The sequence below is a fragment of the Parapedobacter indicus genome (assembly GCF_900113765.1).
Classification (GTDB): domain Bacteria; phylum Bacteroidota; class Bacteroidia; order Sphingobacteriales; family Sphingobacteriaceae; genus Parapedobacter; species Parapedobacter indicus.
The window spans coordinates 63549-86446 of the sequence record NZ_FOQO01000004.1; the positions used below are offsets into that span (position 1 = coordinate 63549).

Sequence of the window (22898 nt, forward strand, 5' to 3'; positions counted from 1 at the left end):
ACGTACTTGCTATTACATTTCATCGTGGTAGAAGTTACTGTAATTCGTAGTCATTCTCGGTTACCAACCATTCATTGATATATATCCTGATTTTCAGGTCAACAGTGTAAAGAAATCCGATATCAAAACTATTGGCGCATTCTAAATTTAATCCGGGCACGCGGTTAAGCAATTCGTAGAGGTTTTCATCCACCAGCTTATAACCTGTCTCGGGATTAATAACCTGTAATCTAGTAAAAGAGCCATCTTGTTTTAACGGCCAGTTAACCAGCGATCTTCCAAACAAAAATTTATCTTCGTTTTCTTCCAGTGGCACGTAAATTAACGGGTTTCCTGTTAAAAAAAATTGTTGATCATTAAATGTATAATATCCAGCGTTACCTGCCAAGGCTACTTGGTATAACTCGCTTCCGTCTAAACCGTCCACAGAAACGTTCAATACCTTCGTGTGTTGAATCATGGTAATGGTAAGCTCCTGTCCAGGTGTTTCTGGCGTTACGGTAAGTGTATCGCTGCCTTTATGCAAAATATATTCGGCGGATAACAGCGAACCATTTTGTTCTTCTATATATGTCGCTATTGATGCATCTGCCAAATGCGTTACACCGGGTATCAAAGGTTTCCCTTGCAGTTGATCATCAGTATAACCTGCAATTGCTACAAATTGATAATGTGCTGGGATTAGCGATAACTCCATTTGGTAATTATTTCCTATAGATATTGTATCAATACTTTGTACAAATAGTCCATTTTCGTCAAAAACAAAGATTGTCAACCTATTGACTTCTTGCGAAGAAATAGACTCTTCGGTACAATCTGCTGAACGGATAAAAGTAAAAGCGATTCGTACTGTTTGCGGCAGACATATTTCCAAATCTTCTTTAATGCACCCTGTAAAAACCAACATTAAAAAAAACGCAAACCTGTATGACCTAAACTTAGGGACAACCTTCATATAACTAGGTATCGCTTAGATGTTTCATTTCAGCAGGCTACCAAATCTTTCTTGGTAGCCTGTTGAAAAAGCTAAAAGAATTCTACCGACAATTAATACAATTCAAATTCCGTGTCGTCATCTGTTGTCCAAACAACCATATTTACCGTAGTAGTTAGAGGTGATCTTACAACAGACACGATGTCATCATTCTCTTGTACAGCGGGATTAACTACGGGCACGTTTCCTCCCGGGTAAGTCGGAGTAAATTCCGATCCTGGCAAATCATCGGGATTTTCAGTACCTATTACGTTAATGGTTGTTATTGTTGCATCATAAATTGTATTCCTAAGAATATGGTAATTGTCGTTTGGATTGAGATAAATTCGATAATAACAATAACCTTGATCATAGGTATGCACTTGGTTTCCAACAATGTTGGCATTATCGGGATCAATAAGAAACGCATCTGCAGCCGCTTGTGTAGTAAAATAGCGTTGACCGATACCATCTTCATCATTGTTGCCGGTAAATACCGCATAGAACGTTCCATTCGCTGCTGGCGGATCAGCAACAATGTCATTATCCCATTCAATTGGTTCAAACTTTGCCCTTACGCTTACATAGGTCGCGTCCCTATACTGTGCATTAGGTTCCACCGTGTTCTCGGGAGCATAAACTTTATTTGCAGCGTTAACCGTCACGGCGGTAGTATTGACTGGCTGATAGGTATAGATAGAAGTTAGGGGGTCGCCAGGATCCGAGCGAAATGTTGGATTCGCTAATATACTTGCGACTGTCTGCAACGCGAATGCTCCAACGGCACTACCGTTACTATAGTTTGGATCAGCGGGGGCATCGCCTGCATCGTGAATCAACGGCAAAATATGTGCTACACTATTCCTTTGACCTATTGAAAAGTCGAGGCTTGTAATGTTTCCACCTGATACCGGTGTGGAAAGGAGGCCCGCTTGTTGCCTTACAATAATTTTCGCTACAAGACGCTCCACATCAATGCTTATCGTATTAGGTCCTGCTTCAGTGATGGTATAAATGTGCTTGCTTTCGCCTGTGCCGTCATCATCAATATCACTATTGAAAAACGCGACATTGCCGTTAAGAGCATTTACAAATTCATCACTAGAAAATACCTCATTTACATAGTGTCCTTCTTTAAGTCTATCAGCAATTGCTGTAGGCAAGTTGATACCAACATAGATTTGCTTCCGCCCCGTTCTAACGTCTATTGTTGAATTTGATTGATAGGCATTGGGAGTTCCAGGCCCCAAAGAACTAAAGTTACTGGCACCTGCACCTACACCAAAAGATGCATGTGTCAAACCAAAACCATCTCCGTCATCATAAACGAACACATCGATTCGATCGACAGCAACTTCCGCTGCAGTTGCGTTTGGGTCTGTTTCACCAGCATACGTTTGAATGATATCTGGCAATGTGAATGAAATTTTTAATTCAGCCATTTTCCCTTCCGGCCCTGCCACGTCAGGGTCTTCCCCTCCATCCGGCTTGTTACAAGCCACCAGCGCCGATCCGATTAGCGCTAAGGCAATAAATTGTCTAATTTTCATAAGCAAAAAGATTAATGTTTAAAATTTGATTGTTTGATTTAGTGAATAATAAATATACATAGATTAGTAAAGTGCATAAATTGCAGTTAGGTAAACAATAGATAAAGATGACTTGCCCGGCCCGAGATACCGTCTTGTACCCGACCCTTTAAAGGCGCCACAGGTCCTACATTCGTAGCTGTCATACCATAAGTACGAAAAAACAAGCGTGGTACCGATTTCGCCACGCCACCTACCCCCTAGCCCAAACTGATTGGCATAGGTAACCCCTCCGCCGGCACCTTGACCTTGATAGCGGGTATTCTTAAGATCAGGGAACATACCGAACGGGATATTAATGCCTCCCGCATTATAATATAGGTAGTGTAGTTGAAGGCCAATAAACGATTGTACATTGATAAACGAGCCACGGAAGGTTTCGCCAAACCAAATGCGGAATTCAGGCTGAAAAGCTAAGTGCTTGATTTTTTTGTTGTCGTTAAATGTCCAAGGATTGTAGCTGACCGGAAGACTGACGCTGTACCGGCCTTCCGAAAAAAACTCGACACCTACATTTAACGTAGTAGTAGCCAGCTCGGTTACATTGGTTTTGATTGTCACCATCGGGTCTACCCACCGGCTTCCGCCGATTTGGGTCGGCGACCCCGTCGTCAGGAAAGTGGGCGAAGGCATCATACCGCGGTGCTCCCGGAAGAGCGGCGAACGATAGTTAAATGCTCCCTGCGCTTGGACGTTGTGGCCAAAAATCGTAAATCCAACGGACGCGAAAACCCCTAAAAACCACCACTGAGCACCCGTATTCGTTATTGGAGACAACACCAGTTTTGCCAATCTTGAAAACGCTTTTTTATACCGAAATTTAAACACGTGAGTAAAATGAACAAACTGAACAAAATAATTATGAGCAACAAGCTGCGTTAGCCTTGTCTGCTTCTATATTACCTAGTGATTGTTAAATTGAAAACCAAGATTTAAAGTTGAAAGGCAAATAGGTTAATAGTGATCAGCAATTTGCATCAATTAAAGCTTCCTTCCGATGATTAACTTGTCTCCTATCAATTGTCTTCAGATTTAATTTTCCAGGGTTAGACGAATTATATATCTATTTTTGGCACTATTTATGGTTATAGGTATATAAATTTTTCATAAGTTATAATTTGTTTTTTCATAAGTAAAAATTGTCAGTAGTGAAGAATAAGGTTGCTAATTTATAGAATATATTCTAGATATTCAATCTTATGGGAAATTTTTCATAATTAATACAAATGTCAAATCCACTAAAACGAATTAAGTGTTATCTTGACCACAAAGAGATTAAAATAAGTGCATTCGAGAAGTCTGTCGGTTTTTCAAATGGCTCTTTCAGCGGCCAGCTAAAAAGAAATCGAACCATTGGCCTCGATAAGTTAGAAAATATACTAAAGATATATCCCGATCTCAACGCCAATTGGGTGCTGACGGGCAGGGGCGAGATGCTGGCGGACAAACAGGAAGACACGCAGGGGGACCAACAGACAATCCTTCCAAAGCTGCCATCCGTACAATTCAGTTATGAGCGTACCATTGAATCCTTGAACCACGTAATTGCGGCGCAACAAAAAACAATCGCTGCATTGGAAAAGCTGATTGATTATCAAATTGTATAGTCGCCTACAAGGCGGCGCGAAGCCGTACCAATTTGACCAACAATTCTTCCAGCAGGTCTAAATGCAGCATATTAGCTCCGTCAGACTTGGCATTGGCCGGATCAGGATGTGTCTCAATAAACAAGCCGTCCGCCCCAACGGCTATTGCTGCTTTGGCGATGGTTTCAATGAGTGCTGGCTTCCCTCCGGTCACTCCCGAAGGCTGATTAGGCTGTTGTAAAGAGTGCGTGCAATCCATAATCACCGGCACCCCAAACGCTCGCATTTCCGGTATGCCTCTGAAATCAACGATCAGATCCTGATAACCGAACGTATTTCCCCGATCGGTTAGCAACACGCGTTCATTACCGCTATCTTTTACTTTATCAACGGCAAAACGCATCGCACTTGCTGACAGAAATTGGCCTTTTTTTATATTGACCGCTTTACCGGTCTTTGCCGCAGCTAAAAGCAATTCCGTTTGCCGACACAAAAAAGCCGGTATTTGGAGTACATCCACGTATTCGGCAGCCATAGCCGCCTCGTGGCTTTCGTGTATATCCGTAACGGTAGGTACGCCGAACGTACGGCCTACCTTCTGCAAAATTTTCAAGGCCTTTTCGTCGCCGATGCCCGTAAACGAGTCTGCACGCGATCGGTTGGCTTTACGGTAAGACCCCTTATAGATGTAAGGTATGTCCAGTCGGTCGGTAATGGAGACAATACGCTCGGCAATCCGCATTGCTATGTCTTCCCCTTCAATGGCACAAGGGCCAGCCATCAAGAAAAAATTTGCGGAATCCGCATGCTTGATGCCAGGTACGATTTGTTGCATAAATCAATTCCCTAATTCAGACATAAATTTGATACGCATCAGTTGGATCTCTTCATATGTGTAGTCATCCGTTCCCAGATCGCGGAGTGCTTGATCTATGGAGTCGATCTCAGCAGCACGGAAATAATCAAATACTTCGTCTTGACGGTCTTCGTCGATGATTTCGTCCACAAAATACCCCAAGTTAAGCTTCGTTCCCGAATTAACAATGGATTCAACTTCTTTCAACAGGTCTTCGTAGGTGATACCCTTCGAGTGAGCAATGTCTTCCAAGCCTATCTTGCGGTCGATATTCTGGATGATGGACACTTTCAACGCCGATTTGTTGGCCGTGCCTTTGATGATCAGGTCCTGCGGCCGGTCAATCTCATTTTCTTCTACGTATCGCTTAATAAGTTCGACAAACTGACTACCGAACTTCAATGCCTTACCTGCACCCACTCCGTGTATCTGCTTCAACTCGTCGATGGTCACCGGATAATGCGTACACATTTCGTCCAGCGAAGGATCCTGAAATACGACGAAAGGCGGTAACCCCTTTTGTTTCGCGATCTTCTTACGCAGGTCTTTCAGCATCTTCAGCAACTGGGTATCTACGGCCCCTCCTCCCTGCTGCACAGGCTCATCGCCGCCATCTTCGGTAGCGGCTTCCATCGGCTTGTTCAGGATAAACCGGATACCATATGGATTTTCAATATACCGCCTGCCGGATTCTGTCAGCATCAGCAATCCATATTGGTCAATATCCTTTGCCAGAAAATTGTTCAGCACGGCCTGCCGAATCAAAGACTTCCAATAGAGGACCCCGTGTTCCTTGCCACTGCCAAACATCGGATGGGTATCGTGCTTATAAGACGATATAGGCTGGTTGTTTTGACCGATAAACACATTGATGATGTGGTGATCATCGAACTTCTCACCCTGCTCCTTAATAAATTTCAGCACATTCAGCAGCGAATCTTCTGCATCAAAGTGGGTCTGCTGGCTGCTGCAATTGTCGCACATGCTATTGCAGCCCGTCTCGTCGAAATTTTCCCCGAAATAATGAAGGATCTGCTTACGCCTGCAAACGGAAGACTCCGAATAATCGATCACCTCCTTGAGAATCTGGGTGCCGATCTCACGTTCGGAAACCGGCTTGTCTTTCATGAACTTCGTCAGCTTCTCGATATCTTTTTCCGAATAGAACGCCAAGCAATACCCTTCGCCTCCATCGCGGCCTGCGCGACCAGTTTCCTGGTAATACCCCTCCATACTTTTGGGAATATCGTGGTGGATGACGTAACGCACGTCGGGTTTATCAATTCCCATACCGAAGGCAATTGTTGCGACAATCACTTCCACATCCTCCATCAGGAACTTGTCCTGCGTCTCGGCCCTGGTCTTGGCATCCAGCCCCGCATGGTATGGTTTAGCCTTGATGCCGTTAATATTGAGTACTTCCGCAATTTCTTCTACCTTCTTACGGCTCAGGCAGTAAATAATCCCTGATTTCCCCGCATTGTTTTTGATGAACCGCACAATTTCCTTTACAACGTTCCGCTTCGGCCGCACCTCATAGTAAAGATTGGGGCGGTTGAAAGAAGATTTAAACAGCGTTGCATCATTCATCTGCAGGTTTTTGCGAATGTCTGATTGTACTTTAGGTGTAGCAGTAGCAGTAAGGGCAATCACCGGTATATTGCTGCCGATGGAATTGATGACAGATCGGATCTTGCGGTATTCCGGCCGGAAGTCATGTCCCCATTCAGAAATACAATGGGCTTCATCAACGGCCACAAAAGACACCGTAATCAGCTTCAAAAATTCCACGTTTTCTGTCTTGGCGAGCGACTCGGGCGCCACATAGAGCAATTTTGTCTTTCCCGACATTACATCTTGCCTGACACGGGTAATATCGCTTTTGTTTAATGAAGAGTTTAAAAAGTGGGCGATGCTATCGTCACCGCCAAACGAACGGAGTTGGTCGACCTGATTTTTCATCAATGCAATAAGCGGCGAAATGACAATCGCCGTACCTTCACTCATCAATGCAGGCAGCTGGTAGCAAATAGACTTCCCTCCACCGGTAGGCATAATGACAAACGTATCCTTCTTTTGCAGAATATTAGTGATGATCGCTTCTTGATCACCCTTGAAAGTGTCAAACCCAAAAAATTCCTGTAAATTATCAAATAATCTTTTCTCTATTTCCATTGCGCCTTTCGCAAAATTTAGATAGACTCGTACCAAAGAATGCCCAAAATAACATATTTTTGCGCATATCAGTATCTAAAATTAAAAAATATATTTGTGAAAAGCAATTCCGAAATCAAAAATATCGCAACAAATGTATTGAAGCAGGAGTCGGACGCTTTAAACAATTTGATCAAACGGATTGATAGTGATTTCATTGCTGTGGTACACGATATCCTAACCCTTCGGGGAAGGGTTATCGTAACAGGAGTTGGCAAAAGCGCAATCATCGCCCAAAAGATTGTGGCCACGCTGAATTCCACAGGTACACCCGCCATTTTTATGCACGCCGCCGATGCCATACATGGCGATCTTGGCATCATCCAGCAGGATGATCTGGTGATTGCAGTTTCCAAAAGCGGCAATACCCCCGAAATAAAGGTATTGGTACCGCTACTGCGGCAAACATCCAGCCGGCTGGTGGCATTGGTGGGAAATACGCAATCTTATTTAGCCGACCACGCCGACTACATCCTGGATACGACGGTGGAAAAAGAAGCCTGCCCGCATAATCTCGCTCCTACCACCAGCACAACGGCTCAACTGGCCATGGGCGATGCCCTTGCCATCTGCTTGTTGGAGTGCCGACAATTCAGCGACCGTGATTTTGCGCGCTATCATCCAGGTGGCGCTTTAGGCAAACGTCTGTATCTGAAAGTTTCCGACCTTGCCGCACAAAACAGTAAACCGTCCGTACAACCGGAAGCTCCGGTACAGGAGGTCATTGTATCCATTACCAAACACCGATTGGGTGCCGTTGCCGTAGTGGATGGCACGCAACTTGCTGGCATTATCACCGACGGAGACATCCGACGTATGCTGGAAAACCATACACAGATTGGGCAGCTCACCGCCAAAGATATCATGGGTCGTACGCCCAAAACAATCGACCGGAATGAACTGGCTGTACAGGCCTTTGACATGATGCGGAAACATAACATTACGCAACTTTTGGTGCTACATAATCAATCATACGATGGGATAATACATTTGCATGACTTGTTAAAAGAAGGGATTATTTGACAGAACACTGATGATACAGATTGAACGATTATCGCAGATTAACGCAATTTTAGTTAAGTTTGCCTACAGGAACTAACGAAAAAAATTTAAAACCCATAAGCAGATACACATGGCAGACAGCCAAAAGCCGATAGCTGATAGCCGAAAAAAGAAACATACATGAAGAATTACTATGCCGTAATTATGGCCGGTGGAATCGGAAGCCGGTTTTGGCCCGTGAGCCGCACCAAGCTGCCTAAACAGTTTATCGACATGATGGGTACCGGAAAAACACTTATCCAGGCAACTTATGATCGTTTCCGGAAAATTGTACCAAAGGAAAACATTTTCGTGGCTACCAATGAATCCTATGCCAGCTTGGTACGGGAGCAGTTGCCAGAATTAACCGAGCACCAGTTAATATTGGAGCCTATCATGCGCAATACAGCGCCTTGCATTGCTTATGCCAGCCATAAGATCCAACAACTGAACCCCGAAGCAACCATGGTCATCGCCCCGGCAGATCACCTGATTCTGGAAACCGATGTGTTTGCAGAAGATGTAGTCAAGGGGCTTAAGTGCGCAGAAAAAAATGACTGGCTGATCACGTTGGGTATCAAGCCTTCCCGGCCCGACACGGGCTACGGTTACATCCAATACGGCAAAAGCGCAACCGTGCCGGGGTTAAAAAAAGTAAAGACATTTACTGAAAAGCCCAACCTCGAGCTTGCTAAAACATTTCTCCAAAGCGGCGATTTTCTATGGAATGCCGGCATATTTATTTGGTCTGCCAAATCGATTATCCAGGCATTCGATAAATATCAGACCGAAATGAATGAGGTGTTTAAAGAAGGAACCGAGATATACAATTCCCACCGCGAGGCGAAATTCATTTCCGGAGCTTTTGTTCGCTGTGTGAACATCTCCATTGACTTCGCCATCATGGAAAAGGCCGACAACGTTTATGTGCTGCCTACCGATTTTAGCTGGTCGGACCTCGGTACGTGGTCTTCCGTTTACGAATTAGCCGAAAAGGATTACCTGGGCAATGTATCTGCTTCGTCGGAACATGTTATCGTATACGATTCATCCAATTGCATGATCCATGCACCGAAGAATAAATTAGTGATTGTCAAGGGACTGCACAACTTCATTGTTGTTCAGTCGGATGATACCCTCATGATTTGTCCAAAAGACCAGGAGCAGGGAGTGAAACAGATTGTTGCCGATGTAAAGGAGAAATTCGGGAATACGTATGTTTGACGATGGATCAAGGATTCGTAAAAGCGGAAATCAACGACAATGGCCTGGCAGTAATCACTTTTGGGCATCCGGCTCATAATTCGCTGCCGTCGGGCTTGCTCAACGAACTGAGCAAACAAATTCACGCTGCAGGCAAGCATCGTAATACACGTCTTATCCTGCTGCAAAGCAGTGGTGACCGCACATTTTGCGCGGGTGCTAGTTTTGATGAATTACTCGCCATAACCGACGAAGGAGCGGGAACTGCTTTTTTTTCGGGATTTGCCGATGTTATCAACGCGATCCGTATCTCGCCGAAACTTGTCATTGGACGGACACAGGGAAAGGCCGTAGGCGGCGGTGTGGGGTTAATGGCAGCATGTGACTACTGCTTCGCTACGAAACAGGCTGCCGTTAAACTCAGCGAAGTCAGTCTTAACATCGGTCCGTTTGTCATTGCTCCGGCTTTGGAGCGAAAAATTGGTATATCGGCATTTACCCAGCTTTCATTGAACCCTACGCGCTTTTTCGACCCACAATGGGCGCTGCAAGTAGGCCTTATCCATTCCATACAACCAACGATTCCCGAAATGGATCGCGCCATCCAGCAATTTTGTGAACCGTTGCTTACCAAAAACCTGGAAGCACTTGTAGCACTCAAACAGACCCTGTGGCAAGGTACCGCGCATTGGGAGCAACTGCTTTACGAACAAGCGGCTATCAGCGGTCGGTTGGCACTCAGTGCGGAGACGAAACAATTGCTCACGGAGTTTAAAGGGAATTGATCGCATACCATGCAAAGATCTTTATATCTTTTATTGCTGTACAACGTATTGTTTTGCTTTTCGGGATATGGCCAGATGCGGTCGGACAACAGGCGGGCACAAGCAGCTTTTGAAAAGGCTGGGAACCAATTGAGAAACCATCAATACGATCTGGCCATTGCTTCGCTGGAATCTGCGGTTGCCTTGGATACCGGATTTGCAGCGGCTTACCAACAACTGGGTGACATTTACCGCAGGCAGCAAAACTATGAAAAAGCGACATTGCAATATGGCCGTGTGGTTCAGCTGGATCCGGCATTGACAGCGCTCACCTGGTTTGGCTTGGGAGAAAGCCTTCTGCATACAGGCCGGTATCAGGAAGCCTTGCCCCCATTGCGACGGTACCTGGCCACACCCGGACTGGATGCAGCGGGTAAGCGGCTTACTTCGAAATACATCGCCGATTGCGAATTTAGCCTCGCGGCACTCAAGCGCCCCCAGACCTTCCATCCGCGTAATCCCGGACCGGCTATCAACAGCCAATACGACGAATATTTTCCCCGACTTACAGCGGATTACCGAAACATTATTTTCACCCGCAAGGAAAACAACCAAGAGAATTTCTACGAAAGCACGCAGGATAGCAGCGGAGAATGGCTGACGGCGTCACTTTTACAGGGAGATATCAATTCTGAACTGTATAACGAGGGTGCCCACTGTATTTCTCCCGATGGAAAATACCTGTTTTTTACGGGCTGTAACCGCCCGGATGGATTGGGGAGTTGTGATATCTACGTATCCCGCCGGGAGGGTGGTTTTTGGGGCGCTCCTTATAATATTGGAGCTCCCGTCAACAGCGGCGGCTGGGAAGCGCAACCCGCACTGGCAGCAGATGGACGCACGCTCTATTTCGTGAGCAACCGGCGCGGCGGACAGGGTGGCTACGACATTTGGAAATCACAGCTTCAAGGGGATGGCCAATGGGGAGCGCCGGTAAACCTTGGCCCCGCGGTCAATACAAGCTACGACGAGAGTTCACCCTATATCCATGCGGACAACCGCACCCTGTACTTTGCATCAGATGGATGGCCCGGATTCGGGGAGAAAGACATTTTCCGAAGCCAGCTGGATAGTGCCGGTAAGTGGCAGGAGCCGACCAACCTCGGGTACCCCATCAACGACCACCACGAGCAGAGTGCCCTCACGGTGAGCATGAACGGTAAACAGGCTTTCTTTTCGACACGCAGGGACGATGCGGTCGGTGGACTGGATATTTATTGGTTTGATCTGCCGCAGGCCGTGCGTCCCCACCCAGTGGCGTACCTGAAGGGAACCATCGTGGATGCAGAAACTGAGTCGCCGGTTCAGGCCAACGTAATCGTCACCGACATCGTGGCGAATCAGGTACTGTATAACGAACAGGCCGATTACGAAGATGGCACCTTCCTGGCTCCCCTACCCTTTGGCAAAACGTATGCGCTGCACATTAAACAGCCCGGGTACCTGTTTTTCTCAGAAAATTATCCGCTTGACGATAGCGCCAAAATCAACGATGCTTATGAAGTCCGTATTGCGTTATCCCGCATCAAAGTGGGCAGCACCGGTACGCTCAACAACGTTTTCTTCGACATCGATCGCTACGAATTGCTTCCGAAATCCAAGATTGACCTCGATAATCTCGTAGAATTCCTAAACCTGAATAAAACGGTACGGGTGGAAATCGGCGGGCATACCGATAATACAGGTAGCGAAGCCCATAATCAAACGCTATCGGAAAACCGGGCCAAAGCCGTGCACGATTACCTGCTTCATGCCGGCGTTATAGCATCCCGCCTAACCTACAAAGGATACGGCCAATCTCAGCCCGTTGCGACCAATGAAACGGATGAAGGCAGGCAACTCAACCGTCGCACGGATTTTAAGATTATGGAATGACGTCTTAACCAGTTAAGACTTCGATAAATTCCTCGGCTGTGACAATAATTATTTTGGGAAATGCCAGTTTTTTGCCACATTGAAATGTTTATCATTTGTCACCAAGTAGTCTGCAGAGGAGGCCACGGCAACGTCGAAAAATTTATTGTCGTCACGGTCCTTCTTTATTGCATCCCAGTTATAAGATACACGTTGGTACAATACATCGATACTTTCTTCGAAAATATCCATCACTATTTTTGTAGCCCTCGGAGCGTGTTCTTGAAGGATTTCTTCGTATTCGGTTAAGATATCCTGATTGACGGCAATCTTGAAAGCACCATCAAGAAATGAATTCCAAATATATCGCAAGGGGCTATTGGGGCCAATAGCCGATAAACGGACGTTGGAGTCTAAAACTACGACCACTGAGTTTAATTACGTCGCGAACGGAAATGATCATGACTTAATTTGATATAATCTTCTTCGGTGATGTTATTTTCCTTTTCCCACTCCCCCATCACTTCATCGAGTTGATTTGCCAATAATCGAACCACATACCGACGGATTTTCTGGAATTCCGAATCTGGAAGCGGGTCTTTAAGCAACCGTAACATCATCAGTTGTTGTTCATTCAATGAATCAGGGATTTTCAAAGTCGCCATACGCAAATATAAATATTTGCTTCCTTTCCATCAACTTTTGTTTAAGTTGGGTTATTTCAAAATAACTTTTAACTTTGTTTACATGGCAATGCCTAAACTGTTTATCCCACAAACGGCTTTAAAAAGATGGTTTGATATAATTTTTCAACTTGATGATCACTTTAATATGAACAGCAAAATATATCTTTCTACATTATTATCTATCTCTATCAGCCTGGCATGCACCGCCCAAATTGTCGCACCCGGTGCCCAGTTGCAACTCGTGTCAGACCAATTCAGTTTTACAGAGGGGCCTGCTGCGGATGCGGCGGGAAACGTGTTCTTTACCGACCAGCCCAATAACCGGATATGGAAATACGACACGAACGGCAAGCTGTCCATCTTTATGGAGCCGGCCGGCCGAGCCAACGGTTTGTATTTCGATCAGGAAGGTTACCTAATCGCCTGCGCGGATGAGCAATATGAGTTGTGGCGCATCGACATGGACAAACAAGTTCAAAAATTGGCGGTCAATTATAAAGATTCGCTCTTCAATGGACCCAATGACGTGTGGGTATCCCCGTCATCAGGGGCGATCTATTTTACGGATCCTTACTATCAACGGGATTATTGGGAACGCACGTCTCCGGATATGCAAGACCGAGCGCTGTATGTATACCGCGATGGGCAGGTGACCCGTTTAGATAGCCAATTCAAGCAACCAAACGGGATCATTGGTACACCAGATGGCAAACTTCTTTATGTCGCAGATATTGGCGATCGTAAAATCTATCGCTATACGATCCAAGCCGATGGCACGTTAGCTGATAAACAGCTGTTTGCTTCCCAGGGATCCGACGGGATGACCATCGATGACAAGGGCAACATCTACCTCACCGGCAAGGGCATAGATGTATATAATCCCGCCGGCCAAAAAATCGAGCATATCGATATCCCGGCAAACTGGACCGCAAATGTCTGCTTTGGTGGTACTGACCGTAATCTACTTTTCATTACGGCCAGTGAAAAAGCATTTACCTTGAAAATGGCGGTAAAGGAAGGCCGGTAGATCGCCTTCCATTCTTTTACTGTTTACCGCCGTGAAACATTTTCGCTATGCATGCTGCCCGGCGTGTTCCCCTTCTGCAAACTCTTCGATAACCTTTTCATTGAAATCGGGAAGGTCGTCGGGCGTGCGACTGGTTACCAACCCCTGGTCAACAACCACCGCACTATCCTCCCACAGCGCACCCGCATTGATCAGGTCTTTGCTGATATTTTTTACCGACGTCATCTTCCGGCCCTCCACCACTTCGGCATTGATGAGCACCTGTGGGCCGTGGCATATCGCGGCTACGGGTTTTCCCGCTTCGAAGAAAGCCCGTACGAAGTCTAACGCTTGTTCATTCACACGGAGTTTATCGGGATTGAAAACTCCGCCCGGTAATAGCAGGGCATTGTAATCATCGGGATTTGCACGATCCAGCGGGACATCCACATCAAAATCAAGGCTCCAATCATTTCCTTTCTTCGCCCGTACGACGTCCGACTTGGGTGATACAATATGTGTGATTCCGCCAGCCATCTGAATGGCGTCCCGCGGGCTTGTTAATTCAACTTCCTCAAATCCATCTGCTGTCAAAATCGCTACTTTCCGATCTCTTAATTCATCTGCCATAATTAATCCTCCTTTTTAACTACTTTCTCTAGTTTACAGGAGAACGGCGAAAATTGTTTTGAGAAAGCTGCTCAAAATGTAACAAGTGTTCCCAATTTCATCGTAACGGCTTTCCCGTCAACAGTGACAATATATTCTTCGGCATTCGCCTCGATGGTCAGTTCTCTGCCGCGAATCTTCAATCCCTCCAACCGGATCTCCGGTGAAAAAGAAGGGATCGTCGGATTGACCGTAATGCGGCCATCCAATTCCACCTTCACGCCGAACAATCCGAAAATAACGGTTTGTGCAGCCGTGCACGCATCAAAGTCACTCTGCAACGGGGTATCTTCACGGTAGCCTAAGTAGTTGGCTACCTTCGAGTCTCCCCAGTAAGGCAGCCGTTCGCCCCACCACAGGTGCCGCTCTAGCAGGTCATCAGCTTCCGAATGGAATCCCGCATTGTAAAACCGTTGGCAGATCAACGGGGGAAAGGCTACATAGCTTCCACCCCCACCGTGATCGATGTCGTTTTGATCGTAGGCCGGATCCAGCTTGGAAATGCTGTGAATGCCATAGTCGCCCAGAAACTCCTGCTCATTCAGGTGTGAAAGCAACCCCTGTTCGACCTCTTCGTCGAATATACCGGTGCCGATCAGGGTATACATAAAATTCGTGTACCGGATACCCCGTTTACCGTTATTTTCAAAATAAAACCATTTATCCCGCGCACTCCATAATTCCTTTTTCAACAATGTTTTCAATGCTTCGGCACGTTCAGGCAATGCCGCTATCGGTTTGCCTGCCAGCTCGGTCAGTTCGTAGGCCCGCATGTAGCTGAGGTACCGCAGGGCATTCACATCGGGCATCACACCCCGATACGGATAACCCCGCTGTAGTTCGAGGTGGTTCTCCCCTTCATCGCCATAGTCTACCAATACGACATCTTTTTTCAGGTCGTCTCCGAAAAGTGCATTCTTCATGACGTGGTCGTATACCGATAGTCCATCGACGACCTCATTTAGAAAGTCCACGTCGCCCGTATGGACCACGTAATAATAAATCAGCTCGATAATCTTATCCTGATTTACCTGATACCACGAACCGGCTCCCTCTCCGGTCATGGGTTCGAAACGGGAGCGCTTGGTGATGTCTACCTTGAGGAATTGCTTAATGTGCGCCCTTGCGATATTGGCGTCGTATAGCGGGAAAATCTGCGCGGGCAGGCCAAATTCCCAAAGGTGCAGGGTCACGCTTCCGCCGATCACCGCACCGCTCCCGTAATAAGGCTGCAAGGCGAACTCGGGCACCTCCCACTTATTGGTCAGTAAGGTCACCAACGAGCGGTAGTAATAATCTTCCAGCCGTTTGTCGCTGGCATGGAACCGGGGCAAGCGGTCCAGCAACTGATTGACCTCTTCGATATGGTGCTGCCGCGCGGCAGCTACTTCATTGTCAGCGTTGGTTAGTAACGACCGGACAGTATCCTGCGATAACGCTGTGCCACCCAATTCCAAACCGATGTGGTATTCCCGTGCTTCGCCCGGTGCCAGCCTAATGCGGGTATCCCAGCGTGATCCCAATTCAAACCATTCGATATGGGGAAAGTCAGTAGCGATAATCAGGCGTCCATCCTTATTTTCCCTCACCATCACCCCATTTTCTGCGTGATTACTGGTTTTATCGCGGGCATCCGGTCGCTGGAAATCCCACCGTTTCACGTAGTTGAACCCGCCTTGGAGATGCAATTGCACCGGTACGACCAGCGAATCGTTGGTCTGGTTTTTCAGGTGGATTACCATCAACCCAGCCTTTTTGCCCGCCGGCAAGGTGGTAACGCTAGACACTGCGAGGCCATTGATTTCACCGGTCCGTTGGACTTCAAAAGGATACCACTTATAATCACGGGTACGGACTTTTTCGCCGAAGAGCCGCAATTCCATCAGAAAATCGGAGCTTGCATAAGGGGGCGCAAAGAAACTGCTGATGGTTCCCACATCCTGGTAATTGACCCGGCAGGTGGCATGCCCGTTAATGATGCCGAAGTTTTGCTCCTTCATGATGTTCCGCGATCCGTCAAGCGCGAACGTTTCCAAGGGGCTTTTCTGGGGCGGGTTAAGAGCGGCCTTGATCTTGGCATGATACGCCATGGCCTTATCCGCGTCGGCCCGCCAGTTCCATTCGCCCCTGGGCACATTACCTTCGTAAGCGCTGATCAACTGGCTGTACTTTTCGGTTTCCACTAAGCCCTTGTTCAGTGTCTCCATTACAAATGGAGTACGGAAGGCTGCTCCCCTTGCATAAATCCGGTGGGCGAAATACAGGCCCGATACCGCTCGGTGCAGCGAAGCCGTTAGCCAGGTCCGTTCGAAATAGGCATACAGTTCTTGATAATCTTTAGCTTTCAGGCTTGCCCTGGCCATCCGGACCTGCTCCAGCGATTCACTAGCCAAAGCAACGCCATAGTCCTTTTCGGTAAGGATATCTTTCAAGTATCGCTCATTCATGCATTCCCGGGGATGCAGCCATCCCGCCGCCAGCACCTTGGGGATTTCCTCAAACTGTTCGTCTCCGGCTTTTACCCACACCGGTGCCAAGTGGTTTACCACGTCTTTCCAGTAATGGTACTCCTTGTTTACGTTATGCCTTACGGAAGCTATCGGAGGATCAAGCCATTTGCCCGAAACATGGCGGATGTAACTGGATACGTAATCGTGGTACACCAGTGAAGAATGGCTGGCCGTATTGATACCCAAGGTGTATAGCGTGGAAGTCACAATATCAAAAGCATTCGCAAACGCCTTCTCCAAATAAGGAACAGCACGTGCACCGTAGCGATCGGTAATGAATTCCCGATAAACTTCGTCGACAGAGATATCCGGTTGCTCACCCATGCGTTTCAGGGCATAGAGGTTTATTTCGCCCGGCTGACCAATGATGCCCGTATCGCCATACCGATCTGTACGGGCTGTATATCCTATGACATGCGGCCGTTTGCTGAAATTTCCCCACCTGCGCATCACCAATTGGGGCCATGTGTTGGCGATGACCCCCTGCCCGTTGAATTCGCCGGTTGCATCAAATTCGATGATGGTAGGTCGCGCCAGGGTGCCCGCATAGTAGTCGTCCGGATGCGTCAATAGAAAATCATGAGGTACTTCTTTCATCATCAACCGGATGTTGGGGTTGTCAAACAGGTCAATGGCACCAATGATCTGATCGTATTCGGCATCGGAATACGAGAAGGTGCGTGCATAGAGGTTGAGTTTTCGCTCGTCGATGACCACGGAAGCGATGGCATTTACCACTGCGGCCAATTTTTGCTGACTGGTGGTTAGCTTCGTGGAATACTGGTCTTCCACCCTTGCACCGGTTTCGATGAACGTGAGCACCAGTCCTTGTATATCCGGTACGAGATCCAGCATCTCCCGGTAATCGTTTTTCAACCATTCCCAGAAGGCCGGGTTGTCCAGATCGATCTTTCCATCCCGGGCTGTGCGAAAGGCAACCGGATAATAATTTAAGTCGTATAATGCGCGATCCCAAAGCACGACCTCCTGAATTCCCTTTTTATGAGCATAATCCGTTAGTTTTTGTGCCAATTCCCGTCGGCGCCCATCGCGCACATGCCGGAGGTCATGGATGATGTCGTGCGACAATTGCAGGTGGTTGATGTGGTAATCTTTGGCGCGGTCAACGGTGGATTTACCCTGCGCCAGGTTATCGGATAACAGGGTCCATCCCCTGATGGGTTCACCGGATAACAGCGGACCAACGGCAACGTTGGCAAACAGCGGTAATACAACTTGAAAAAGTGCAATAAGGCAGATAACTAGTTTTTTTGCGGTCATTCGGATGTCTCTTTCTATCTAAGGATAATCGGTGTACCAATGGTAGCGTCATAACGTACACCATTGGCGGTTACATAATAGGTTTCGGTATTCGCGTCTATCGTAATATTTTTTCCCCGTATCTTCAATCCCTCCAACCGGATTGCGGGAGAAAACGATGGTATCGTAGGGTTTACCGTAACGCTTCCATCAAATCCGACTTTCACGCCGAACAAGCCGAAAATAAATGTCTGCGCACCTGTAATGGAGTCAAAATCGCTTTGTAACGGTGTGTCATCCCGGTACCACATAAAATTAGCCACCTTGGAATCGCCCCAATATGGCAACCGCTCACCCCACCACAGGTGGCGCTGCAACAGGTCATCCGCCTCCCTCGCAAAACCAGCATTGTACAGCCGTTGGCAGATCAATGGTGGGAATGCCATGTAGCTCCCGCCCCCGCCATGGTCGATATCAACCTGGTCATAAGCCGGATCCAGCTTAGAAATGCTATGAATACCGTAGTCGCCCAAAAATTCCCGCTCGTTCAGATGCGAAAGCAGCCCTTGCTCCACTTCTTCGTCAAACACACCTGTACCGATGAGTGTATACATGAAATTCGTCCATCGGATGTCCTTTTTCCCGTCGGTTTGGAAGAAAAACCAGTGATCTTTTTCGCTCCACAACTCGCGTTTCAACAAATCTTTCAGTGTTTCCGCACGCGTCAGCAGTTTATCCATCGGCTTACCGGCCAATTTCGTCAATTCATATGCGCGGATGTAAGTGAGGTATCGCAGGGCATTTACGTCGGGCATCACCCCCCGGTAGGGATAACCGCGGCGCAATTCCAGGTGGTTTTCACCGGCTTCGCCATAGTCTACCAAGGTGACTTTCTTATTGAGGTTGTCACCGAAGAGCGCGTTTTGCAGCATGTGATCGTAGACACTTTTTCCTTCCACCATTTCGTTAAGGAAATCCACCTCGCCGGTATGCAATACGTAATAATAAATCAGTTCCACGATTTTGTCCTGATTCACTTGGTACCATACGCCGCCCCCAGTGCCCGTCATTGGTTCAAAAAGGAAGTGTTTGGTCATGTCTACTTTCAGAAATTGCTTGATGTGACTGGCTGATGCCTTGGGATCATACAACGGAAAAATCTGTGCGGGAAGCCCAAACTCCCACAGGTAGTTGCCCACACAACCGCCAATGACCGCCCCGCTGCCGTAATACGGTTGGAGGACAAATTCCGGAACCTGCCATTTGTTGGTAATCAGCGTCACCAGTGATCGGTAGTAATAATCTTCCAGCCGGTTGTCCGAGGCTGAAAAACGGGGCAGTTTATCCAGCATATCCTCCACCTGCTGCTCATGAGCCTCCCGTGCTTGCCGGACAGCTCCCGTGGGATCTTGCAAGATTGCATCAACGGCTTGACCCGTTATACCCGGCGCGCCCATCTCCACAGCAAGGTGATAGGTCACTTCCTTTCCAGCAGGTACCGATACTTTTGTATCCCAGCGGGAACCCAGATCAAACCATTCCAATCCCGGTATATCAGAACCGATGACGATGCTTCCTTCGGGGTTCGACTTGATCAGGCGACTTCCGTTACTGGCAGTTGTGGTCTTATCCGTGGCATTAGGCCGCATAAACTCCCATCGATTCACATAATTCAATCCTCCTTGGATATGGAATTGGATAGGCACCAGGGTGTCCGCTCCGGTTTGATTGCGAAATGTCAGGATCATCAATCCAGCACGCTTTTCATGGGCCAATACAGTGGATGTTTTTACGGCTATGCCGTTGATTTCGCCTTCCCGCTGTACCTCAAATGGGTACCAACGATAGTTAGACGTCGGTACTTTCTCGCCAAATAGGCGGGTTTCCAACAGAAAATCGGAACTGGCAAAGGGCGGTGCAAAAAGCCCGCTGACTGTACCAATATCCCGGTAATGGACCCGGGTGGTAATTTTTCCATTGATGATACCAAAATTCTCCTCGGCCATGATGTTCCGTTCGCCGGCGAGGGCAAACAACTCCAAGGGATGAGACTGTGCATAAAGACGCTGCAAATTCGGCATCGCTGACACCACGAATAGCACCAGGATACATACTAAAAATCGGTTATCAGAAATGTTCATACGTTCGTTATTAAAATTTATGGATGATTGGTCGGTTCTTCCTCCAGTGCTTTTCCTTTGGTTTCCGGTAGGTATTTCCAGACGAAGAAAAACGTTGGGAGCGTAATCAATGCAAGCAACCAAAAAGTAAGCGATTCACCAAGGTGTTCCATGCTGATGGGAAACAACTGGGCGATGATCCAATTGGCGCCGAACAACGAAAATGTGGCCAATGCCATCGCTTGGCCCCTTACTTTGGTGGGAAACATTTCGGCCATCACGATCCAAGGGATGGGTCCCATGGAAAACGCGAAACAGGCAACAAAGCAGGATATCGCGATCAGCAGCCCCGTTTCTGAAAAGGCTGCATCGGTGAAGAAATATCCGATCAGGAACAGTGTGCAACAAATACCGGCATTGCCGATGAACAGCAAGGGCCTACGGCCCAGGGTATCCACCTTCCACATCGCCAATAGGGTAAACAGCACCAATACCACCCCGAACACCAGTTGCCCACCCAGCGAATCCACAAATGAAAACCCTGCACGTTCTAAAATAAGTGGCCCATAATGCAGCACGAGATCGATGCCGCTCAACTGCGAAACGATCGCCAAATAAAGGACGATCAGCGTAGTTCTCCGCATTGGGGTTTTGACTAAATCAGCGAAGGAAGTGACAGATCGTGCTTCATCTGCCAGCATGCGGAAACGGGGACTTTCCGGCACGAAAACGAGCAGCAGCAGGAAAAGCAACGACGGAACCGCTGCCGTGCCTAACATAATCCGCCATATCTCGACACCCGCAAATAGGGATCCCGCCGCATTTGCCTGGCTTGAAAGCAGGTTGCCAATATAATGATTGGATAGGTACGCGATGAGGATTCCGATGGTCAGAGCAAACTGATTGAGTGCTACCATCCGACCGCGGATTTCCATCGGGGCCACCTCTGCAATGTAAAGCGGAGAAACCATCGCGGCGATACCTACGGCTATCCCAGCCATCAGCCGGAAGCAGACGAACAGGAAGAACGTACCCGAAGCGGCGGCCCCTATGGAAGATATCAAAAACAAGATACCTACCCAAACCAACGTGGGCTTCCTGCCCAACCGATCGGACAAATAGCCGGATAGCAGTGCCCCCACCACACTGCCCAATACCACAGAGCTGACCAGCCAGCCCTGGAGGGCCGGTTGGGACGCCAGGTCGAAATACCGGATGAGCGGGCTGAGCGCACCGGAAATAACCGCCGTATCAAAGCCGAATAAAAAGCCGCCCAGGGCCGCTACACATGCCAAAAAAGATACATATATCAACCGTCCCATCAATCCACCTCATATTTGGTTACGGCATCCATATTCAGCGAAATCCCTAAGCCGGGCTTGTCCGGCAATGTGATCACGCCGTTTACCATGCTGATCGGATCATCGACCAATTCGATGCGCAGGGCCGAATCGCACATTTCTGCCGGGAGGAACTCAATCATGGGGCAATTCGGCGTGGCAAAGGCTAGATGGGCCGTGGCCGCGATGCCGATGCCCGATTTCCAACAATGCGGCACAATCAAGCGACCACGATCTTGTGCCATGTGGCATACGCGCGTGGCTTCGGTAAGGCCACCTACCCTGCCCACGTCGGGCTGTGCGACATCCACCCGCCCCCTGTCAAGCAGGTCAATAAATTCAAACCGGGTGTTCTGCCATTCGCCAGCGGCAATCCGCATGGGTGCTTCTTTTGCCAGCAACGCATACCCTTCCAGGTTATCGATTTGCAGAGGCGTTTCCAGAAAATAGATATCCAGATCCTCCCACTTCTGTATGGTACGCAACGCCGAACGGGCATCGTACCACAGGTACTGCACATCCACCATGATCCGCATATCCGGCCCTACGGCGCGGCGGCAGGAGCGGATGATGTCTGTCATGTCTTCATCGCTGCCCCGCAGGCCCGTATGATTATACGGACCGGCTAAGGTACATTCAATCTTAGCCGCCGTGTATCCGTAGTCCTTTGCCCGCTTGATCCAAGCGATCAACGAATCGCCATAAGCCGTTACGGAATCGCCATAGGGTTGCAGCGAGGCGTAGGGGGTGATGATTTCCTTGCTTGCACCGCCCAGTAGTTTGTATACGGGCAACCCCAGCGCTTTGCCCTTGATGTCCCACAATGCCATGTCAATGGCACCCATGGCACAAATCACCGCCCCGCGGCGACCGCTCATGCATGTGTAGGTATATAATTTATCCCAAATGGCCCCCGTATCGAAGGGGTCCATACCAATCAGCAGATCGCGCATGCCCATGGCCATCGAATGACTGCCAGGGGCTTCAATGGCCGCTTTGGCAAGCCACGGTCCGGTATCGGTTTCTCCTACGCCGAAAATGCCCTCGTCTGTATGAACGATGACGACCAAGTCGTCTTGCGACGAGGATGTGGCGTCTTCCTTCAAACCTGGAATCTTCAAAACCTTGCATTCAATATTCGTAATCTTCATTTAAAATAAGTATTCG

General features: G+C 47.9%; 18 protein-coding genes. 6 read left to right on the plus strand and 12 right to left on the minus strand.

Features of this window, described 5'->3' with window-relative positions; translation table 11 throughout:
- Positions 1 to 34: 34 nt before the first annotated feature.
- The 3 genes from BMZ56_RS09340 to BMZ56_RS09350 all read right to left on the minus strand — a co-directional run bounded on the left by BMZ56_RS09340 (position 35) and on the right by BMZ56_RS09350 (position 3354).
- Positions 35 to 955, minus strand: a complete 921-nt coding sequence (locus tag BMZ56_RS09340) for a FimB/Mfa2 family fimbrial subunit (protein ID WP_090626330.1) — start codon at positions 953 to 955, stop codon at positions 35 to 37.
- 92 nt (positions 956 to 1047) lie between these two features.
- Entirely contained in the window at positions 1048 to 2523 is a 1476-nt protein-coding gene (locus BMZ56_RS09345; RefSeq protein ID WP_090626331.1) for an Mfa1 family fimbria major subunit, read from the minus strand.
- A gap of 63 nt (positions 2524 to 2586) precedes the next feature.
- Positions 2587 to 3354, minus strand: a complete 768-nt coding sequence (locus tag BMZ56_RS09350) for a DUF3575 domain-containing protein (RefSeq protein WP_143072892.1) — start codon at positions 3352 to 3354, stop codon at positions 2587 to 2589.
- A 434-nt stretch (positions 3355 to 3788) separates the two neighbouring features.
- On the opposite strand from BMZ56_RS09350, the gene BMZ56_RS09355 reads away from it, so the two are divergent.
- A complete protein-coding gene (locus BMZ56_RS09355) occupies positions 3789 to 4169 on the plus strand; it encodes a hypothetical protein (RefSeq protein ID WP_090626333.1) in 381 nt (126 codons plus the stop codon).
- A gap of 4 nt (positions 4170 to 4173) precedes the next feature.
- On the opposite strand, the gene kdsA is transcribed toward BMZ56_RS09355, so the two are convergent.
- Positions 4174 to 4983 carry a 3-deoxy-8-phosphooctulonate synthase gene (gene kdsA, locus BMZ56_RS09360; RefSeq protein WP_090626334.1) on the minus strand — a complete coding sequence of 270 codons (810 nt, stop codon included), beginning with the start codon at positions 4981 to 4983 and terminating at the stop codon, positions 4174 to 4176.
- 3 nt (positions 4984 to 4986) lie between these two features.
- Complete coding sequence (gene recQ / locus BMZ56_RS09365) at positions 4987 to 7179, minus strand: DNA helicase RecQ (RefSeq protein ID WP_090626335.1); 2193 nt, start codon at positions 7177 to 7179, stop codon at positions 4987 to 4989.
- 96 nt (positions 7180 to 7275) lie between these two features.
- Here recQ and BMZ56_RS09370 point away from each other — a divergent pair, with 96 nt between their 5' ends.
- The 4 genes from BMZ56_RS09370 (at position 7276) to BMZ56_RS09385 (ending at position 12161) form a co-directional block, all read left to right on the plus strand.
- Complete coding sequence (locus BMZ56_RS09370) at positions 7276 to 8241, plus strand: KpsF/GutQ family sugar-phosphate isomerase (protein WP_090626634.1); 966 nt, start codon at positions 7276 to 7278, stop codon at positions 8239 to 8241.
- Between the two features lie 159 nt (positions 8242 to 8400).
- Positions 8401 to 9483 carry a mannose-1-phosphate guanylyltransferase gene (locus tag BMZ56_RS09375; RefSeq protein WP_090626336.1) on the plus strand — a complete coding sequence of 361 codons (1083 nt, stop codon included), beginning with the start codon at positions 8401 to 8403 and terminating at the stop codon, positions 9481 to 9483.
- Positions 9484 to 9485: 2 nt separating this feature from the next.
- A complete protein-coding gene (locus BMZ56_RS09380) occupies positions 9486 to 10247 on the plus strand; it encodes an enoyl-CoA hydratase/isomerase family protein (protein ID WP_090626337.1) in 762 nt (253 codons plus the stop codon).
- A 9-nt stretch (positions 10248 to 10256) separates the two neighbouring features.
- Complete coding sequence (locus tag BMZ56_RS09385; protein ID WP_090626338.1) at positions 10257 to 12161, plus strand: OmpA family protein; 1905 nt, start codon at positions 10257 to 10259, stop codon at positions 12159 to 12161.
- A 48-nt stretch (positions 12162 to 12209) separates the two neighbouring features.
- Here the strand turns inward: BMZ56_RS09385 and BMZ56_RS09390 are convergent, their stop codons facing one another.
- Entirely contained in the window at positions 12210 to 12569 is a 360-nt protein-coding gene (locus BMZ56_RS09390) for a putative toxin-antitoxin system toxin component, PIN family (RefSeq protein WP_090626339.1), read from the minus strand.
- Between the two features lie 5 nt (positions 12570 to 12574).
- A complete protein-coding gene (locus BMZ56_RS09395) occupies positions 12575 to 12805 on the minus strand; it encodes a DUF8507 family protein (protein ID WP_090626340.1) in 231 nt (76 codons plus the stop codon).
- A 166-nt stretch (positions 12806 to 12971) separates the two neighbouring features.
- Between BMZ56_RS09395 and BMZ56_RS09400 the strand changes: the two genes are divergently transcribed.
- On the plus strand, positions 12972 to 13853 hold the full coding sequence (locus BMZ56_RS09400; RefSeq protein WP_090626635.1) for an SMP-30/gluconolactonase/LRE family protein: 882 nt from the start codon (positions 12972 to 12974) through the stop codon (positions 13851 to 13853).
- A gap of 45 nt (positions 13854 to 13898) precedes the next feature.
- Here the strand turns inward: BMZ56_RS09400 and BMZ56_RS09405 are convergent, their stop codons facing one another.
- From BMZ56_RS09405 to BMZ56_RS09425, 5 genes are all read right to left on the minus strand, one after another.
- Positions 13899 to 14462, minus strand: a complete 564-nt coding sequence (locus tag BMZ56_RS09405) for a type 1 glutamine amidotransferase domain-containing protein (RefSeq protein WP_090626341.1) — start codon at positions 14460 to 14462, stop codon at positions 13899 to 13901.
- A 71-nt stretch (positions 14463 to 14533) separates the two neighbouring features.
- Positions 14534 to 18292 (minus strand): glucosidase family protein, encoded by a 3759-nt coding sequence (locus BMZ56_RS09410; RefSeq protein WP_090626342.1) that lies wholly within the window; start codon positions 18290 to 18292, stop codon positions 14534 to 14536.
- Positions 18293 to 18306: 14 nt separating this feature from the next.
- Positions 18307 to 20412, minus strand: a complete 2106-nt coding sequence (locus BMZ56_RS09415) for a glucosidase family protein (protein ID WP_090626343.1) — start codon at positions 20410 to 20412, stop codon at positions 18307 to 18309.
- A gap of 17 nt (positions 20413 to 20429) precedes the next feature.
- Positions 20430 to 21713 (minus strand): MFS transporter, encoded by a 1284-nt coding sequence (locus BMZ56_RS09420; protein ID WP_090626344.1) that lies wholly within the window; start codon positions 21711 to 21713, stop codon positions 20430 to 20432.
- The gene (locus BMZ56_RS09425; RefSeq protein ID WP_090626345.1) at positions 21713 to 22882 is read right to left on the minus strand and encodes a mandelate racemase/muconate lactonizing enzyme family protein; all 1170 of its coding nucleotides are present in this window, start codon (positions 22880 to 22882) and stop codon (positions 21713 to 21715) included. The genes BMZ56_RS09420 and BMZ56_RS09425 overlap by 1 nt, the downstream gene beginning before the upstream one ends.
- Between the last annotated feature and the right edge of the window lie 16 nt (positions 22883 to 22898).

Excerpts from the sequence above, each read along its gene's own strand:
- BMZ56_RS09405 (WP_090626341.1), bottom strand. The coding sequence starts at position 14,462 with ATGGCAGATGAATTAAGAGATCGGAAAGTAGCGATTTTGACAGCAGAT.
- BMZ56_RS09375 (WP_090626336.1), top strand. The coding sequence starts at position 8,401 with ATGAAGAATTACTATGCCGTAATTATGGCCGGTGGAATCGGAAGCCGG.
- BMZ56_RS09345 (WP_090626331.1), bottom strand. The coding sequence starts at position 2,523 with ATGAAAATTAGACAATTTATTGCCTTAGCGCTAATCGGATCGGCGCTG.
- BMZ56_RS09340 (WP_090626330.1), bottom strand. The coding sequence starts at position 955 with ATGAAGGTTGTCCCTAAGTTTAGGTCATACAGGTTTGCGTTTTTTTTA.
- BMZ56_RS09420 (WP_090626344.1), bottom strand. The coding sequence starts at position 21,713 with ATGGGACGGTTGATATATGTATCTTTTTTGGCATGTGTAGCGGCCCTG.
- kdsA (WP_090626334.1), bottom strand. The coding sequence starts at position 4,983 with ATGCAACAAATCGTACCTGGCATCAAGCATGCGGATTCCGCAAATTTT.
- BMZ56_RS09355 (WP_090626333.1), top strand. The coding sequence starts at position 3,789 with ATGTCAAATCCACTAAAACGAATTAAGTGTTATCTTGACCACAAAGAG.
- recQ (WP_090626335.1), bottom strand. The coding sequence starts at position 7,179 with ATGGAAATAGAGAAAAGATTATTTGATAATTTACAGGAATTTTTTGGG.
- BMZ56_RS09395 (WP_090626340.1), bottom strand. The coding sequence starts at position 12,805 with ATGGCGACTTTGAAAATCCCTGATTCATTGAATGAACAACAACTGATG.
- BMZ56_RS09425 (WP_090626345.1), bottom strand. The coding sequence starts at position 22,882 with ATGAAGATTACGAATATTGAATGCAAGGTTTTGAAGATTCCAGGTTTG.
- BMZ56_RS09400 (WP_090626635.1), top strand. The coding sequence starts at position 12,972 with ATGAACAGCAAAATATATCTTTCTACATTATTATCTATCTCTATCAGC.
- BMZ56_RS09380 (WP_090626337.1), top strand. The coding sequence starts at position 9,486 with ATGGATCAAGGATTCGTAAAAGCGGAAATCAACGACAATGGCCTGGCA.
- BMZ56_RS09410 (WP_090626342.1), bottom strand. The coding sequence starts at position 18,292 with ATGACCGCAAAAAAACTAGTTATCTGCCTTATTGCACTTTTTCAAGTT.
- BMZ56_RS09415 (WP_090626343.1), bottom strand. The coding sequence starts at position 20,412 with ATGAACATTTCTGATAACCGATTTTTAGTATGTATCCTGGTGCTATTC.
- BMZ56_RS09385 (WP_090626338.1), top strand. The coding sequence starts at position 10,257 with ATGCAAAGATCTTTATATCTTTTATTGCTGTACAACGTATTGTTTTGC.